This window comes from Paenibacillus sp. FSL M7-0420 (assembly GCF_038002345.1).
In the GTDB taxonomy this organism is placed as follows: Bacteria; Bacillota; Bacilli; order Paenibacillales; family Paenibacillaceae; genus Paenibacillus_AQ.
The window spans coordinates 7,284,279-7,301,520 of sequence record NZ_JBBOCJ010000001.1 but is presented as its reverse complement, the minus strand read 5'-3'; the positions used below and the strand labels follow the sequence as shown (position 1 = coordinate 7,301,520).

10 protein-coding genes and 3 rRNA genes are annotated in these 17,242 nt (G+C 52.6%); 2 read left to right on the top strand and 11 right to left on the bottom strand.

Going from position 1 to position 17,242, the window contains the following annotated elements; genetic code table 11:
- Positions 1-3: 3 nt before the first annotated feature.
- From MKX51_RS31440 to MKX51_RS31425, 4 genes are all read right to left on the bottom strand, one after another.
- A complete protein-coding gene (locus MKX51_RS31440; RefSeq protein ID WP_036723983.1) occupies positions 4-333 on the bottom strand; it encodes a cyclic-di-AMP receptor in 330 nt (109 codons plus the stop codon).
- 114 nt (positions 334-447) lie between these two features.
- Positions 448-1,089, bottom strand: a complete 642-nt coding sequence (gene tmk / locus MKX51_RS31435; RefSeq protein WP_340945778.1) for a dTMP kinase — start codon at positions 1,087-1,089, stop codon at positions 448-450.
- Positions 1,090-2,931 carry an aminotransferase class I/II-fold pyridoxal phosphate-dependent enzyme gene (locus tag MKX51_RS31430; RefSeq protein ID WP_340995168.1) on the bottom strand — a complete coding sequence of 614 codons (1,842 nt, stop codon included), beginning with the start codon at positions 2,929-2,931 and terminating at the stop codon, positions 1,090-1,092.
- 215 nt (positions 2,932-3,146) lie between these two features.
- A complete protein-coding gene (locus tag MKX51_RS31425) occupies positions 3,147-3,332 on the bottom strand; it encodes a sigma factor G inhibitor Gin (RefSeq protein WP_340995166.1) in 186 nt (61 codons plus the stop codon).
- A gap of 211 nt (positions 3,333-3,543) precedes the next feature.
- On the opposite strand from MKX51_RS31425, the gene MKX51_RS31420 reads away from it, so the two are divergent.
- Positions 3,544-4,068, top strand: coding sequence for a hypothetical protein (locus MKX51_RS31420; protein ID WP_340945787.1), 525 nt, complete (start codon positions 3,544-3,546; stop codon positions 4,066-4,068).
- Between the two features lie 172 nt (positions 4,069-4,240).
- Here the strand turns inward: MKX51_RS31420 and MKX51_RS31415 are convergent, their stop codons facing one another.
- From MKX51_RS31415 to gyrA, 6 genes are all read right to left on the bottom strand, one after another.
- On the bottom strand, positions 4,241-4,660 hold the full coding sequence (locus MKX51_RS31415) for a hypothetical protein (protein ID WP_340995164.1): 420 nt from the start codon (positions 4,658-4,660) through the stop codon (positions 4,241-4,243).
- Positions 4,661-4,923: 263 nt separating this feature from the next.
- A 5S ribosomal RNA gene (gene rrf / locus MKX51_RS31410) occupies positions 4,924-5,040 on the bottom strand.
- 77 nt (positions 5,041-5,117) lie between these two features.
- Positions 5,118-8,044: ribosomal RNA gene (locus tag MKX51_RS31405) — 23S ribosomal RNA — on the bottom strand.
- Between the two features lie 247 nt (positions 8,045-8,291).
- Positions 8,292-9,852: ribosomal RNA gene (locus MKX51_RS31400) — 16S ribosomal RNA — on the bottom strand.
- The 16S, 23S and 5S rRNA genes sit together here, the layout of an rRNA operon.
- Positions 9,853-10,227: 375 nt before the next feature.
- Entirely contained in the window at positions 10,228-11,328 is a 1,101-nt protein-coding gene (locus tag MKX51_RS31395) for an HD-GYP domain-containing protein (RefSeq protein WP_340995161.1), read from the bottom strand.
- A 160-nt stretch (positions 11,329-11,488) separates the two neighbouring features.
- Positions 11,489-14,032, bottom strand: coding sequence for a DNA gyrase subunit A (gyrA, locus tag MKX51_RS31390; protein ID WP_340945790.1), 2,544 nt, complete (start codon positions 14,030-14,032; stop codon positions 11,489-11,491).
- A gap of 295 nt (positions 14,033-14,327) precedes the next feature.
- On the opposite strand from gyrA, the gene MKX51_RS31385 reads away from it, so the two are divergent.
- Positions 14,328-15,215 (top strand): YheC/YheD family protein, encoded by an 888-nt coding sequence (locus MKX51_RS31385; RefSeq protein WP_340995160.1) that lies wholly within the window; start codon positions 14,328-14,330, stop codon positions 15,213-15,215.
- Positions 15,216-15,314: 99 nt separating this feature from the next.
- Here MKX51_RS31385 and gyrB read toward each other — a convergent pair whose 3' ends face one another.
- Entirely contained in the window at positions 15,315-17,225 is a 1,911-nt protein-coding gene (gene gyrB, locus MKX51_RS31380; RefSeq protein WP_340995159.1) for a DNA topoisomerase (ATP-hydrolyzing) subunit B, read from the bottom strand.
- Positions 17,226-17,242: the final 17 nt, after the last annotated feature.

Genomic DNA, 17,242 nt, shown 5'->3' with positions numbered 1-17,242 from the left:
TGCTCAATAATGCTCGAAACGATCGACGGGAAGTACGAATACGGTAGCTCCGCCCACCTGCACTTCAACAGGAAGCGGCAAATAGGAATCTGTCGTGCCGCTCATCGGCGTTACAGGAGTGACCAATTGCTCACGCACTTTGCAGCTGTTACGGATTACACTGAGTACGGCATCCACCTGAATATCATCTACCCCAATCAAAAAGGTAGTGTTACCCGCACGGAGAAATCCGCCTGTACTGGCCAGCTTGGTGGCACGGAAGTTCGCCTTCACCAGTTCACTGGATAGCCGGTTGCTGTCTTTATCCTGGATAATTGCAATGATCAAATTCATCTTCGTATCCCCTCCTATTAGTTATGTTCACAGGCTTTCCGCACAACATCGATTCAATCTGCGGAGAAGCCCTGTTCAATCATTATACCTCTATTGTTTATTTGACAAAACACCTCAGAAATCCTTTAATATCCTGTCCTTCAGTACACGTACAATATCCTGCTCCACCATATGGATGGGACGACCCGCATCAAGCACCACAATCCGCTGCGGATCAGAGCTGGTTACCAGCTCATAGCCCGCCCGCACCTTCTGATGAAACTCCAGGCTCTCCAGATCCAGCCGGTTCACTTCCCGGTTCTGGTTGGCGGCAATCCGCGACAGGCCCACCTCAGGATCTACATCCAGGTAAAAGGTAAGATCGGGCATTCTCCCGCCGGTCGCAAACCGGTTAATCCCCCACACCTCTTCGATGCCCAGCCCTCTGGCGTACCCTTGATAGACCAGACTGCTGTCTACAAAACGGTCGCAGAGCACGGTAATTCCCTCCTGCAAGGCAGGCTCGACTACCTCCGCCAGATGCTGGCTTCTTGCCGCCGCATACAGGAGTGCCTCTGTCCGGGCATCCATAGCCGTATGTGCCGGGTCGAGAATAATAGAACGGATCTTCTCGGCGATCTCTATCCCTCCCGGTTCGCGGGTGATTAAATAGGGCATGGAATGGTTCTGCAGATAAGCTGCCACCCTGCCGAGTACGGTTGTTTTACCGGAGCCGTCGCCTCCCTCCAGTGTAATGAAGAATCCTTCTCGCTTCACTTATGCTTCTCCGCCCTTCTGAATGTTGTATACCCTAATATGCTGTAAGGCCGGATCAGCACAGGCCTGAAATTTCGCCCCGCCTATTCTCAGACGGATCAGCCTGTCACAGACAGACGCTGTAATGCTCTCTCCGGGATATAAGAGCGGGATGCCTGGCGGATAGGGAATAACCATCTCTGCCGCAATCCTGCCCGCGCTTGCCTCAAGCTCTATACTCTCTGTCTCCCCGGCAGCCACCGGCCGGATCGAGAACGCGACCGGAGCCGATACTGCCGGAATGTCGAAATTGTTCCACGTGGAAATATCACCGGAGAAGGTTGAGTCCCCTGCTCTGCTATTATATGACGCTGCCTGGGCTGCGGTCCGTGCGCTGGAGAAGGATTCTCCGCCTTGGGGAGCGGGAGCTGCGGCAGTGTCTGAGTAAGCAGGCTGGCTGGGGCCGGAAGCCCGATCACAACCGGGAGCCGATCCTGGTCCGGGAAATCGGTCAGGATCAGAATCAGGACCAGAACCAGAGGTAAGATCGAGGCCAGCGACAAAATCAAGGCCAGCGGTAAGATCAAGGTCTGAGGGGGCTGCGCTCCCGCCGGTCTGCTGCGCTGCCAAGGAGGTCTGCGCTGCAATGTCCTGCAGCGCTGTCAGCAGCTCCGCTGCCTCTTCAGCCTTCGAGCCGAGGCTGAAGGCCAGAACCACGTGCCGGTCGTCGCTCATCTCCGGCACGATTCCCCTCTCTTCGAGCCTGCGCTGCAGCTCGAAGCCCCCCAGGACCCCCGCGGCGTCATATATGACCGCCTTGAAGGGGTCCTGGGTCACGTACGCCGCCCCGCGCAGCGGCAGCGTACTCACTCCTGCGGCGCCCGCCCCGCCGCAGACAGGCTGCTGCGGCGAGCCCGGCTGCAGCAGCCCGAAGCGCGGCAGCGCCGCCAGGCCGCGCCGCAGGACATCCACGGCGGCGAGCCCCGCCGTGAAGGCACCGACGCCCTGGCTGTGCAGCAGGCGCCGGGCCAGATCGAGCGAAGCCATCACGGGGTAGGATGGGCTGGAGCTCTGCACCATGGCCAGGCGCTGCCGCAGCAGCGCGCGGTCCAGCCATGGCCCTTGCACATGCAGCATGGCGCCCATCGTCAGCGCCGTCAGCATCTTGTGCGTGGACTGCACCACGCCGTCCGCGCCCTGGGCAAGCGCCCCCGCCGGAAGCGCGGGGTGCTGCCCGTAATGCGCCCCGTGCGCCTCATCCACCAGCAGCGGCACGCAGCAAGCATGACAGGCCTGCGCGAGGGGCGCTAGGTCACTGCCCATGCCGTAGTAATTCGGCATGGTAACCAGAACCCCGGCAGCCTCCGGGTAAGCGGCCAGTGCCGCCTGCACCGTCTCAGCAGACGGAGCCACCGCAAGGCCGCTGCCCGGGTCGATCTGCGGCTCCAGGAAAACTGCAAGCGCTCCCGCCAGCATCAGTCCATGGATCACGGACTTGTGGACGTTGCGCTGCAGAATAAGCAGACTTCCGGGCGCAGAACAGACCGTCAGAATGAGAGCCAGATTCCCTGCGGTACTGCCGCCCACCAGCATATAACTCTCCTCCGCGCCGTAACAATCGGCTGCCAGCTCCTGGGCTTCCCTTATTACCCCTTCCGGATGATGAAGGTCATCCGTTCCGGTAATCTCCGTCACATCGTAACGCATCACTTCCGTGAGATATCCTGCACTCTCTGCACTTACAGCACTCCGGTAAGCCTCCCCGTTCTTGTGACCCGGCACATGATAAGATATATTACCCTTATGTCTATATTGTTCCAGCATTTCGTATACAGGTGCCCTGCCAGGCTGTAGCTTGTCCATAGATTCTTCCTCCCCTGGGGGTTACCTTCTATTTTAACGCAAATACACCCACACGCCTATCACTTCCGCAAAGGATTGCACGCAATAAAACGGCTCCCCTCACCCGGTCAGGGCGGAGAAGCCGTTAAGAGGAACCTTGTATTTGCAGCCAACGCGACACAGATTCACCGCCCGCTCTTTATATGTTGCTTGTTACAGGTACTGCAATTCGTGCATTAAGCATGCATACGCAGATTGATCTTCTTCATCCGGTTAATGAAAAAGTTGTACTTCACATCCTCAGCCTCCGTACGCACCATCTCACTCTCACAGTCCTCACAGATGAAATGCGCGACAATCACAATGCCTTCTTCCTTTTCCTGCCCGCAGATAATGCAGGCCTGCCCGGTTTGCTGTTCCATTTTCATCCCACCTTGACTCTTTTAAGAACAGTATGGTACACCTTCTATCATTTTAAACCTTTTCATAGTTTTTTCCTAATCCTTCATAGCCTAAAATATATATATTCGCCCGCTGCCCATTCGGTGAATCTGAGTCCGTTGTTTAATAAAAACGCAGGAGCAGGCCGATAATAATAACAAGAGAACTTGCGAGGAGGTCCGAATTCCAGGTATGGAACCAAACACCAAAGGTGCCGCTACATTCTATCAATACAAGCTTATCAAAAAAATTACTATTACAGCATTCCTGCTGCGGGTCTATGTCACCCTGCCCTTTATATGCCTTGTGCTCGAAAGTGTCTTTCTCTCCTGGCTTAGTATTCTGTTCATGATTATAGCCGGACCTGTCATGCTGTGGATTCAGTATGTCATCTCACGCTCTGTGCTGCTGATTAGCGGACACCCTATCGCCAAGCGCTGGAGATTATCCCTGCGCCTGCCCTGGCCCGGTTACATGCCCGATCAATATATCAATTACGGCATCTTCCGCACCGTACAGCTGCATAACCTCTGGATCGGTCTTTGTATAGCCGCACTCTTCATCGTCTGGGCTCCGCCAGCCTTTACGGTTTCGCTTGCGGTATGCCACCTGTGGCTGCTGCTACCCCGTCTGTATGCGCTGCTGCGGTTAAAAAGTGTAGGCAAAGACGGGATGCTCAAGTTGGGTGCGGCAGACGCCTCCTATTACGCCCAGTAATCCCAACCAGATATACATAGCGCTGTATTTAAGCGGCCAAGCATGCAAGCAAAATAACCCCACAAAGTGGGGCTTTAGCGTAGGTGATGACTCAGGTACTTTGCGGGGACCCCAAAACATATAAATTCTTATCTTTCAAAAAAATCGCCATCCATAACCGGACGGCGATTTTTTATCTGTTCTTCAAGCCTTTGGTCGTGACCTTCTTTTCCTTCGGAATCATCACGATGAAATAGTCATCATGCACGGTCAGATGTACAACAAGTCCTTCTTTCTGAAAAACACGGGAGCTCCCGGAATCGTCTGCTTTCTGTTCCTGCTCTTCCCAGCCCCATGCTTTAATGGCTGCAAGATAAGGCTCCGGCACGCCTTTCTTCTCCTTCAACCCCGGCAAGGAGTACCGTACATAGTCCATGGCTACGTTTGTAGTTGTTCTGTCGGGTGAGCTTGCCTCTTTGGGAACGGGGAAGTCTTCCTCATTAAGTGCACCGTTAAAAGTATCCCAAGCTGGCTCCTTCGTTCCGCAACCCGCCAGCATTACTCCGACTATACAAAGAATAACTAATATCCACAAAGGTTGAGTTCGCTTCATACCTTAAATCCTCCTTACCTCTACCATGCATCTAAAGACGCAAGAAAATTCCAAGATAGAATTTATACGTAGTTCATTCGTATTAAGGCTTTTGCTTATTTATTGCACTTTTCCATTATACTTGGAACCATCGCCTCGTCGGTAACAAAAATGTCACTCGTTTGTAAGCGTTTTTATAATAAAACACCGCACCCCTGCCCGCTTTTTATATATACGGATATACAAAAAAGCCATTGTCGATAATTCGACAATGGCTCATGTGTGCTTGGCAACGTCCTACTCTCCCAGGACCCTTCGGTCCAAGTACCATCGGCGCTGGAGGGCTTAACGGTCGTGTTCGGGATGGGTACGTGTGGAACCCCTCCGCTATCGCCACCAAACGGGCATTTACAGCGTAAATGCTTCAGGAATTTGATTCCTGAAAACTGAATCCGAAACGAATCTGCGTGTTAGAAATTTGGATAAGCCCTCGACCGATTAGTATTGGTCAGCTCCATGCATTGCTGCACTTCCACCTCCAACCTATCTACCTCGTCGTCTTCAAGGGGTCTTACTAATTGGGAAATCTCATCTTGAGGGGGGCTTCACGCTTAGATGCTTTCAGCGCTTATCCCGTCCGTACGTAGCTACTCAGCCATGCTCCTGGCGGAACAACTGATGCACCAGCGGTACGTCCATCCCGGTCCTCTCGTACTAAGGACAGCTCCTCTCAAATTTCCTGCGCCCACGACAGATAGGGACCGAACTGTCTCACGACGTTCTGAACCCAGCTCGCGTACCGCTTTAATGGGCGAACAGCCCAACCCTTGGGACCTACTTCAGCCCCAGGATGCGATGAGCCGACATCGAGGTGCCAAACCTCCCCGTCGATGTGGACTCTTGGGGGAGATAAGCCTGTTATCCCCAGGGTAGCTTTTATCCGTTGAGCGATGGCCCTTCCATGCGGTACCACCGGATCACTAAGTCCGACTTTCGTCCCTGCTCGACTTGTAGGTCTCGCAGTCAAGCTCCCTTATGCCTTTGCACTCTGCGAATGATTTCCAACCATTCTGAGGGAACCTTTGAACGCCTCCGTTACTCTTTAGGAGGCGACCGCCCCAGTCAAACTGCCCGCCTGACACGGTCCCCGTACCCGCTAAGGGCACTAGGTTAGAACCTAGATACGATCAGGGTGGTATCCCAACGGCGCCTCCGCAGAAGCTTGCGCTCCTGCCTCACCGGCTCCCACCTATCCTGTACAGATCGTACCCAAATTCAATATCAAGCTGCAGTAAAGCTCCATGGGGTCTTTCCGTCTTGTCGCGGGTAACCTGCATCTTCACAGGTATTAAAATTTCACCGGATCTCTCGTTGAGACAGCGCCCAAGTCGTTACGCCATTCGTGCGGGTCAGAATTTACCTGACAAGGAATTTCGCTACCTTAGGACCGTTATAGTTACGGCCGCCGTTTACTGGGGCTTCGGTTCACAGCTTCGGGTTACCCCTAACCGCTCCCCTTAACCTTCCAGCACCGGGCAGGCGTCAGCCCGTATACTTCGCCTTACGGCTTCGCACAGACCTGTGTTTTTGCTAAACAGTCGCTTGGGCCTTTTCACTGCGGCCCCCTCGGGCTATTCACCCTACCGAGGCACCCCTTCTCCCGAAGTTACGGGGTCATTTTGCCGAGTTCCTTAACGAGAGTTCTTCCGCGCGCCTTAGAATTCTCTTCTCGCCTACCTGTGTCGGTTTGCGGTACGGGCACCTTCTCCTGACTAGAGGCTTTTCTTGGCAGTGTGAGATCATGACCTTCGCTACTATAATTTTCGCTCCCCATCACAGCCCAGCCTTAACGATGTGCGGATTTGCCTACACACCAGCCTCACTGCTTAGACGGACATCCATCAGTCCGCGTCACTACCCTCCTGCGTCACCCCATCGCTCATAGCGGATTACGGTGGTACAGTAATTTCAAACTGTTGTCCTTCGACTACGCCTGTCGGCCTCGCCTTAGGTCCCGACTTACCCTGAGCGGACGAGCCTTCCTCAGGAAACCTTGGGCTTTCGGCGGATCAGATTCTCACTGATCTTTTCGTTACTCATACCGGCATTCTCACTTGTATGCTGTCCAGCGCTCCTTACGGTACACCTTCAACCTACATACAACGCTCCCCTACCCCAGATACAAAGTATCTAGCCATAGCTTCGGTGGTGTGTTTAGCCCCGTTACATTTTCGGCGCAGAGTCACTCGACCAGTGAGCTATTACGCACTCTTTCAATGGTGGCTGCTTCTAAGCCAACATCCTGGTTGTCTGTGCAACTCCACATCCTTTCCCACTTAACACACACTTGGGGACCTTAGCTGATGGTCTGGGCTGTTTCCCTTTTGACAATGGATCTTAGCACTCACTGTCTGACTCCCGGCAAGAAGTAAATGGCATTCGGAGTTTGACTGAGCTTGGTAACCCTTGCGGGCCCCGCACCCAATCAGTGCTCTACCTCCACCACTCCATTCACCGAGGCTAGCCCTAAAGCTATTTCGGGGAGAACCAGCTATCTCCGAGTTCGATTGGAATTTCTCCGCTACCCCCACCTCATCCCCGCATTTTTCAACATGCGTGGGTTCGGGCCTCCAGTGCGTGTTACCGCACCTTCACCCTGGACAGGGGTAGATCACACGGTTTCGGGTCTACGTCCACATACTTAATCGCCCTATTCAGACTCGCTTTCGCTGCGGCTCCGGCTTCTCACCTTAACCTTGCATGTTAAACGTAACTCGCCGGTTCATTCTACAAAAGGCACGCCATCACCCATAGAAAGGGCTCTGACTTTTTGTAAGCACACGGTTTCAGGTTCTATTTCACTCCCCTTCCGGGGTGCTTTTCACCTTTCCCTCACGGTACTGTTTCACTATCGGTCGCCAGGTAGTATTTAGCCTTAGCAGATGGTCCTGCTGGATTCATACGGGGTTTCACGTGCCCCGCACTACTCGGGATCCGTCTCGGAGAGAACACAGTTTAGGTTACAGGGCTTTTACCTCTATCGCGGGCCTTTCCAGACCTCTTCACCTACTGAATTCCTTTGTAACTCCATGTGAGACGTCCCACAACCCCAAGAGGCAAGCCCCTTGGTTTAGGCTGTTCCGCGTTCGCTCGCCGCTACTGACGGAATCACTATTGTTTTCTCTTCCTCAGGGTACTTAGATGTTTCAGTTCCCCTGGTCTGCCTCTGCGTATCCTATGTATTCAGATACGAGTAACTGCGAATTACCACAGCTGGGTTTCCCCATTCGGACACCCCCGGATCAAAGCTTGCTTACAGCTCCCCGAGGCAGTTTCGTTGTTCGCCACGTCCTTCGTCGGCTCCTGGCGCCTAGGCATCCTCCGTGTGCTCTTAGTAGCTTAACCAATGCGTTTCCCCTAAGGAAAATCACGGTAGCAACTAATAACTATTTCAACTTGCTTACACAAGTTTCAGCTAAAAGATGTTCTAAAACGCAAATTCGTTTCGGTATCCAGTTTTCAAGGATCAAGGTAAAGATGAGAGCTTAAACTCTCAAAACTGACCAACGAGTGAGTAACAGGCCTAAACCTGAGTTGTGGAAGTAATACTTCCGATTTGAATGTCTTCATTGCAGAAGACGATTCTCCATAGAAAGGAGGTGATCCAGCCGCACCTTCCGATACGGCTACCTTGTTACGACTTCACCCCAATCATCTACCCCACCTTCGGCGGCTGGCTCCCTTGCGGGTTACCCCACCGACTTCGGGTGTTGTAAACTCTCGTGGTGTGACGGGCGGTGTGTACAAGACCCGGGAACGTATTCACCGCGGCATGCTGATCCGCGATTACTAGCAATTCCGACTTCATGCAGGCGAGTTGCAGCCTGCAATCCGAACTGAGACCGGCTTTGCTGGGATTGGCTCCACCTCGCGGCTTCGCTTCCCGTTGTACCGGCCATTGTAGTACGTGTGTAGCCCAGGTCATAAGGGGCATGATGATTTGACGTCATCCCCACCTTCCTCCGGTTTGTCACCGGCAGTCACTCTAGAGTGCCCAGCTTCACCTGCTGGCAACTAAAGTCAAGGGTTGCGCTCGTTGCGGGACTTAACCCAACATCTCACGACACGAGCTGACGACAACCATGCACCACCTGTCTCAACTTTCCCCGAAGGGCACCTGATGCATCTCTGCTTCGTTAGTTGGATGTCAAGACCTGGTAAGGTTCTTCGCGTTGCTTCGAATTAAACCACATACTCCACTGCTTGTGCGGGTCCCCGTCAATTCCTTTGAGTTTCAGTCTTGCGACCGTACTCCCCAGGCGGAGTGCTTACTGTGTTAACTTCGGCACCAAGGGTATCGAAACCCCTAACACCTAGCACTCATCGTTTACGGCGTGGACTACCAGGGTATCTAATCCTGTTTGCTCCCCACGCTTTCGCGCCTCAGCGTCAGTTACAGCCCAGAAAGTCGCCTTCGCCACTGGTGTTCCTCCACATATCTACGCATTTCACCGCTACACGTGGAATTCCACTTTCCTCTTCTGTACTCAAGTCACCCAGTTTCCAGTGCGACCTCAGGTTGAGCCCAAGGTTTAAACACCAGACTTAAATAACCGCCTGCGCGCGCTTTACGCCCAATAATTCCGGACAACGCTTGCCCCCTACGTATTACCGCGGCTGCTGGCACGTAGTTAGCCGGGGCTTTCTTCTCAGGTACCGTCACTCCGGTAGCAGTTACTCTACCGGACGTTCTTCCCTGGCAACAGAGCTTTACGATCCGAAAACCTTCATCACTCACGCGGCGTTGCTCCGTCAGGCTTGCGCCCATTGCGGAAGATTCCCTACTGCTGCCTCCCGTAGGAGTCTGGGCCGTGTCTCAGTCCCAGTGTGGCCGTTCACCCTCTCAGGTCGGCTACGCATCGTCGCCTTGGTGGGCCGTTACCCCACCAACTAGCTAATGCGCCGCAGGCCCATCCCCAAGCAGCAGATTGCTCCGCCTTTCATTCTCTCCTCAGGAGAAGAAAGAAATTATCCGGTATTAGCTACCGTTTCCGGTAGTTATCCCAGGCTTGAGGGCAGGTTGCCTACGTGTTACTCACCCGTCCGCCGCTAAGTCTGAAAGGAAGCAAGCTTCCTTTCACACTCCGCTCGACTTGCATGTATTAGGCACGCCGCCAGCGTTCGTCCTGAGCCAGGATCAAACTCTCCAAATTGGTATTTAGAAAGAGCGATTGCTCATTTTGAAACATCTGACGAGAATTTACATTCTCTAATTTTGGATCTCACCGAAGTGATCTCCAGATACTCACTCGTTGTTCAGTTTTCAAAGATCAAGCTCGTTGTTAGCGGCGATGTTATCGTCACCAGCAACTCTTATAATATATCACGTTCAGCCGATCAATGCAAGCTCTTTTTTCAATTTCTTGTTCGAGCTCGGCGTGATGTTTCGCGGCCAGAAATAGAATATATCACGGATAGAGATTCATTGCAAGCATTATTTCATACTCATTATCTAAAAGCTACGCTTCCCCTAACCAGCCATAGCCCGGCAAGCAAGTTAGCATAGCTCTACTCCTTTGTCCGTGTGCTTAAGCAATAATCTCCTTAATATGCAGCTCCCGTTCATTGATGAGATTAACGATGTTTCCTTCAACCTGAACCATGGGTCTTGTCGGGTTGTTACGGTCAGTAAAGATGATTTCCCCATGACGCCCATCGCTGAGCCGTATCCGTGTACCGTTGTAAAGGTCTGTCGTCTTTTGAATGAAGGTCTGTACGATTACCGGATCGAGCTTCCCGAAGCTCTCCTTCTGCAGCTGCTCCAATACCAGATAAGGCGACTGTGCCTTTCTGTAGGCTTTTCCCAGCGTCATGGCATGGAAGATATCGGCGACTGCCACAATCTTGGCGTAGAAATGAATCTGGCTGCCATCCAGCCTAAGCGGGTACCCTGAACCGTCTATCTTCTCATGGTGTTGCAAGGCGGCGAGTCTAACCCCTTCGTTAATGGCTGTAACATTGCGCAGCAGCTGATAACCGTATGTAGTGTGCCTGCGTACCTCGTCAATCTCTGCACCGCTTAGAGGGGTTGGCTTCTGCAGCAGCGCTTCGTCTACCTTAATGTTACCTATATCGTGCAGCAAGCCGGCAAAAGCAGCCTGCATCCAGTCCTTCTGCGGATATCCGCACCACTGGGCAATTCGATAGGAGGTCAGGGCAGACAAGACCGCATTATGATAGTTATATTCCTGGTCAATCAGCACACGCGGCGCAAACTTTAAGACATGGTAATCCTTCAAATGGGTGATCAGCAGCTCCAGCTGACTCCGCAGTTCGAAGATCGGCAACGCCGCAGCGGCCGCTGCGCGGTAGCTTTGCTTGATTAGCACCAGCATTTTCTCATACTCATCGTGAAGCGGAGAATTGCTCTTGGACAGCACCGACTCATTAATTAGAGCCCCCGCCTTGGCCGCTTGCTGCTTCACTGCCGGTCTAGCGCTCTCTGCCGGTTTGTCTTCCCCATGCGCCCCTTCAATCTCGACCTGTCCGATCAAAAAAGCCTGCAAAATTTCAATATCCCGGGGGAGAATGATCTTCCCCTTCCCGAATAATACTCCCCCTAAAGGAGTAATTACATCCTTTATAATCTTTGAACCCGCTTTAATCTCTCCAACGGATATGTTTGGCATACCTTAAGCCCCTTTATGTCGGTGACACCTGTAATTCTCTAATTATAGTATGGAACCCGGGAAGCGGCTAGATAGAGAATTCCCCGTTTACTCATTGCGAGGGTACAAAAAAAGAGCATAGGCTTCTGTAGATCAGAAACCCATGCTCTCCTGCAAAATATTATTCGAGATTGTCGTCTTCGTCCACAGCGTCCGCTTCAGGCTGGCTGGCTTCGCCATCGCCTTCTGCCGGAACTTCTTGAACGAAGTCTTCGCCATCCTCATGCTCAGACAGCTCTTCATCCTCTTTGTCCGCTCTGCACAGTGTAGCTACAGCATCATCCTCACGGATATTAATCAGCTTAACGCCCTGCGCATAACGGCCCATGGTGGATATTCCGTCCATGCTGGTACGGATCAGGGTACCGCTGGTCGTAATAATCATCAGGTCCTCGTCCTGCTTGACGACCTTCAGCCCGACAACCGGCCCGTTCTTATCCGTAAGGTTAATGGTCTTGATGCCTTTACCGCCGCGGGTCTGGGACCGGTAGTCAGCAGCAGGTGTCCGCTTACCATAGCCCTTGGTGGTTACGATCAGCACCTCAAGCTCCTGGTCTACGCAGTCCATGCCAATAACATGGTCATTGGAATCAAGCGTGATCCCCTTAACCCCGGTAGCGCTGCGGCCCATGGAACGCACATCATTCTCCGAGAAGGTAATCGACATTCCGCGTGCAGTACCGATAATCAGATTCTGCTCACCGTCTGTCAGCTTCACCTCAATCAGTGAATCCTCCTCACGGAGATTGATTGCAATCAGGCCACCCTTACGGATGTTGTTGTAATCTTCCAGAGGCGTCTTCTTCACAATTCCCTCGCGGGTAGCGAAGAACAGGTACTTGTCACTGTCCGCTTCCTCTACCTGGATGACCGCGCTGATCTTCTCACCCTGCTCAATTTGAATCAGGTTGATGATCGGCGTTCCCCGGGCAGTCCGTCCAAGCTCCGGAATCTCATAAGCCTTAATCCGGTACACTTTACCCTTATCAGTGAAGAACATCAGGTAGTTATGGGAGTTACTCACGAAGAGATGCTCCACAAAGTCCTGGTCCTTGGTGTCCATCCCGATGACACCGCGTCCGCCGCGCTTCTGGCTGCGGTAGGTGTTGACCGGAAGACGTTTGATGTAACCGGTGTGGGTAATCGTGATAACAACCTCTTCACGCGGAATCAGATCCTCGTCGAGGATGCTTTCTTCCCCAACCGTAATTTCTGTACGGCGGTCATCGGAGTACTTATCCCGAATCTCCTGCAGCTCATTGCTGATAATATCCAGCACAAGATGCTCATTGGCCAGAATCTCACGGTATTCGGCAATTTTGGCCAAAAGCTCGTTATATTCGTTCTCGATCTTCTCGCGTTCCAGACCGGTCAGGCGCTGCATCCGCATATCGAGGATCGCCTGGGCCTGCTCTACGCTTAGACTGAAGGTCTCCATCAGACCTTCCCGGGCAATGTCGGTAGTGCGTGAGGCGCGGATCAGGGCAATGACCTCATCCAGATGATCCAGGGCAATACGCAGACCTTCCAGAATATGCGCCCGTGCCTCCGCCTTCTTAAGGTCGAAGATCGTCCGGCGGCGGATGACTTCGATCTGATGCTGCAGATAGTGATACAACACATCGCGCAGATTCAGAATCTTCGGTTCATTGTTGACAATAGCCAGCATGTTGATCCCGAAGGTGGACTGCATAGAAGTATGCTTGTAGAGATTGTTGAGTACAACACTCGGATTCACATCCCGTCTCATTTCAACCACTACGCGCATTCCGTTACGGTCAGACTCATCACGCAGATCCGTAATGCCCTCGATGCGCTTCTCACGCACCAGCTCCGCAATCTTCTCCACGAGCCGGGCTTTGTTGACCTGGTAAGGAAGCTCATGCACAATAATCCGGGCCTTGCCGTTATTCTCTTCAATGACCGCTTTGGCACGCATGGTAACCGATCCGCGTCCCGTGCGGTAGGCCTGACGGATGCCTTCACGGCCCAGAATATATCCGGCCGTCGGGAAATCCGGGCCTTGAATATATTCCATAAGCTCCATAGGCGTAATATCAGGATTCTTGATCATCGCCTGCACACCGTCAATAACCTCACCGAGGTTATGCGGAGGAATGTTGGTTGCCATCCCCACCGCAATCCCGCCTACACCATTGACCAGCAGATTGGGATAACGTGCCGGCAAGACTACAGGCTCGTTCTCTTCACCATCATAGTTGGGCGCGAAGTCAACGGTCTCCTTGTTCAGGTCACGGAGCATTTCTCCGGCAATTTTGGACAAACGTGCTTCTGTATAACGCATTGCAGCCGCCATGTCTCCGTCTATGGAACCGAAGTTACCATGACCGTCTACAAGCATATAGCGCATGGAGAAGTCCTGTGCCATACGTACCATTGTTTCATAGACTGCTGAGTCACCGTGTGGGTGATACTTACCGATAACCTCACCGACGATTCTAGCTGACTTCTTATGTGGCTTATCCGAGGACATACCAAGTTCCGACATCGCAAACAAAATGCGTCGGTGAACAGGCTTAAGTCCATCCCGCACATCCGGCAAAGCCCGGCTTACAATGATGCTCATTGCGTAATCCATAAAGGATTCGCGCATTTCCACGCCAATGTCCCGATCTTTGACTTGCGGGTTATTTTGTTCAGCCATGAGTTGGTGGACCTCCTTCAGTTAAAAACCGCTACCCTATATTATATTACTTTCACAAAACCAGCACAATTAAACATGATAGCCTGTTATCGTCTATATTGATTTTCTTTTAGTACGGATAAGGGTATACGCCCTCTCCGCTGCTGTCTTCAGTACATAGACTGTAGAGACAAGAGAATTGGCTTCATGCCCCTGTTTTCGTCCCAAAAAGCATAATCTCATATCCTTATATTATAACATTTTTTTGTTTGCTTGTCCTGAAAATTCGCTATGCGTAAAGAAACGGAGGCAGAACATGAAGATTCAACGCGTGTCCAGCAAATGGGCAAAAACGAAAGTCATTCTGCAAAACCGTCAGCTATCGGTCTATATTCCGGAAACGCGCAAATACGGCCTGGAGGATCTGAAAGAAATGCTGCATCTGCATGGCACGGTATATATAAAGCCCGACCGCGGCACCTATGGCAGCGGAGTGATGAGAGCCGAGCAGAGGGTTGTACACTTAAGTCCCAGCGGGCAGCAGCCGGAGACCCGTGAACCGGAGACAGCAGTTGCAGACATTGAAGCAGAAGTACCGGCAGAGCCGAAGCTGATGTATATTCTCAGGTATGCGAAGGACGCCGAGGTCTTTAATAACCCTGAAGAGCTTCATGCCGCACTGGTGCCGCGGATTAAAGACCGCAGCTATCTGGTCCAGCAGGGCATTGATCTGCTGCAGCATCAGGAGCGCCCCTTCGACCTGCGGGTGCTTACCCAAAAGAATCCCCAGGGCAGCTGGGAGACTACAGGCATGCTTGGCCGGGTCGCCGCACCGCAGAAGGTGATCACGAATTATCACAGCGGGGGCAGTGTTTTTCCGGTAGATGCCCTGTTCAAGGAGCATATGACCTCTGACGAAATGTCTGCGACTACCCAGCAGCTCAAATCGCTGGGCGTTCGAATCGGCGCACAGCTCGAAACGGCTTATCCAGGCCTTAAGGAGCTGGGGCTTGATGTAGCCATCGACCAGCATCACGATCTATGGCTGCTTGAAGTAAACACCTTACCCTCCATCATTGTCTTCAAATTGTTCAAGAACAAAGCAATTTACCGCAGAATCCACCGTTACGCTGTGGCCTATGGACGTTTGAAGCCTAACCGGAAGTCCGTGACCAGCCGCCGCAAGCGAATATCAAACTTCTAGCTCTATGTATTCAAGCGGCAGGATATATCCCCCTCTTGATTACTAAAAAACCTCCGGCTTCATCCGCAAGGGATAATCCGGAGGTTCGCTATGTGCGGCTTAAATATCCAGGTTCTTAACCGATTGCGCATGCTCCTGAATGAATTCACGGCGCGGTTCGACATTGTCACCCATCAGGGTATCAAAGATGCTGTCCGCCAGCATGGCATCCTCAATGGTCACCTGCAGCATGGTGCGGCTCTCAGGGTCCATCGTCGTGTCCCACAGCTGAGCGGCGTTCATCTCACCCAGACCTTTGTAGCGCTGAACGTTAACCTTCACGTTCTCACCGAAGGCAGCAATGATCTCATCGCGCTCCTTCTCGGTCTGTGCATAGCGCACAACCTTGTTGCGCTCGATCTTGAAGAGCGGCGGCTGGGCGATATAGATATACCCTGCGTCAACAATCTTCCGCATGTAGCGGTAGAAGAAGGTCAGCAGCAGTGTTCGGATATGGGCGCCGTCGACGTCCGCATCGGTCATGATGACAACCTTGTGGTAACGCGCCTTCGAGAGGTCGAAATCATCACTGATCCCGGTCCCCAGTGCGGTGATAATCGCCCGGATTTCCGCATTGGACAAGATCCGGTCCAGCCGGGCCTTCTCCACGTTCAGGATCTTGCCGCGCAGCGGCAGGATAGCCTGGAAGTGACGGTCCCGGCCCTGCTTGGCAGATCCTCCGGCCGAGTCACCTTCGACGATGTACAGCTCACTGATGGACGCATCCTTGGAGGAGCAGTCTGCCAGCTTACCCGGCAGGGCGCTGACTTCAAGCGCACTTTTGCGGCGGGTCAGCTCACGGGCCTTTTTGGCCGCTTCACGGGCACGGGAAGCCTGCAATGACTTCTCCAGCACCTTACGTGAGACGGCAGGGTTCTCTTCCAGGAACTCCTGCAGCTTCTCGCCGAACAGTGATTCTACAATTCCGCGGACTTCACTGTTGCCGAGCTTGGTCTTGGTTTGGCCTTCGAACTGCGGCTCAGGGATTTTGACGGAAATAATCGCCGTCAGACCTTCACGGACATCGTCCCCGGTCAGATTCTGGCTGCTATCCTTGATCACGCCGGCCTTGCGTGCGTAATCATTAATGATCCGCGTCAAGGCGCTCTTGAAGCCGGATTCATGCGTTCCGCCCTCGTGGGTATTGATATTGTTGGCGAATGAATAGATATTCTCTGTATATGAATCGTTATATTGGAGAGCTACTTCAACCGCGATCATATCCCGTGAGCCTTCCACGTAGATCGGATCCTCATGAAGAGCTTCTTTTTTCTCGTTAAGGTATTTCACATACTCCACAATACCGCCTTCATACTTGAACGTATTGTTGACTCCGGTCCGTTCATCCAGCAGTGACAGCTCAATGCCCTTGTTCAGGAAGGCCAGCTCGCGGATACGGGTAAGGAGCGTGGAGTATTCAAAAGTAGTGGTTTCGGTAAAAATATCCGGGTCCGGGTGGAAGGTAGTGGTGGTCCCCGTCTCCTCTGTATCCCCGATCACTTTGATGTCATATTGCGGCACGCCGCGGTTGTACTCCTGTTGGTAGACATGCCCGTCACGTTTAACAGTGACAACTACCTTCTCGGACAAGGCGTTAACTACAGAGATCCCTACGCCGTGAAGACCGCCGGACACCTTGTAACCCCCGCCGCCGAACTTACCGCCTGCATGCAGGACAGTCATGACCACTTCAAGCGTGGACTTCTTCAGCTTGACGTTCTCACCGACAGGAATTCCTCGCCCATTGTCAATAACAGTCACACTATTATTTTCAGTAATTATGACTTGAATCCGGTCGCAAAAACCTGCCAGCGCCTCATCAATACTATTATCGACAACCTCCCAGACCAAATGATGCAGACCTTTGGAGCTGGTGGAGCCAATGTACATGCCGGGACGTTTCCGAACTGCTTCCAGCCCTTCCAGTACCTGAATCTGGCTCTCATCATATGTCGGTTGATTCATTGACATGCCTTCACCTACTTCTT

Bases quoted from the DNA above. Each gene is read 5' to 3' on its own strand.
- MKX51_RS31430 (WP_340995168.1), bottom strand. From the start codon at position 2,931: ATGGACAAGCTACAGCCTGGCAGGGCACCTGTATACGAAATGCTGGAA.
- gyrA (WP_340945790.1), bottom strand. From the start codon at position 14,032: ATGGCTGAACAAAATAACCCGCAAGTCAAAGATCGGGACATTGGCGTG.
- MKX51_RS31385 (WP_340995160.1), top strand. From the start codon at position 14,328: ATGAAGATTCAACGCGTGTCCAGCAAATGGGCAAAAACGAAAGTCATT.
- gyrB (WP_340995159.1), bottom strand. From the start codon at position 17,225: ATGTCAATGAATCAACCGACATATGATGAGAGCCAGATTCAGGTACTG.
- MKX51_RS31420 (WP_340945787.1), top strand. From the start codon at position 3,544: ATGGAACCAAACACCAAAGGTGCCGCTACATTCTATCAATACAAGCTT.
- MKX51_RS31425 (WP_340995166.1), bottom strand. From the start codon at position 3,332: ATGGAACAGCAAACCGGGCAGGCCTGCATTATCTGCGGGCAGGAAAAG.
- MKX51_RS31440 (WP_036723983.1), bottom strand. From the start codon at position 333: ATGAATTTGATCATTGCAATTATCCAGGATAAAGACAGCAACCGGCTA.
- MKX51_RS31395 (WP_340995161.1), bottom strand. From the start codon at position 11,328: ATGCCAAACATATCCGTTGGAGAGATTAAAGCGGGTTCAAAGATTATA.
- MKX51_RS31415 (WP_340995164.1), bottom strand. From the start codon at position 4,660: ATGAAGCGAACTCAACCTTTGTGGATATTAGTTATTCTTTGTATAGTC.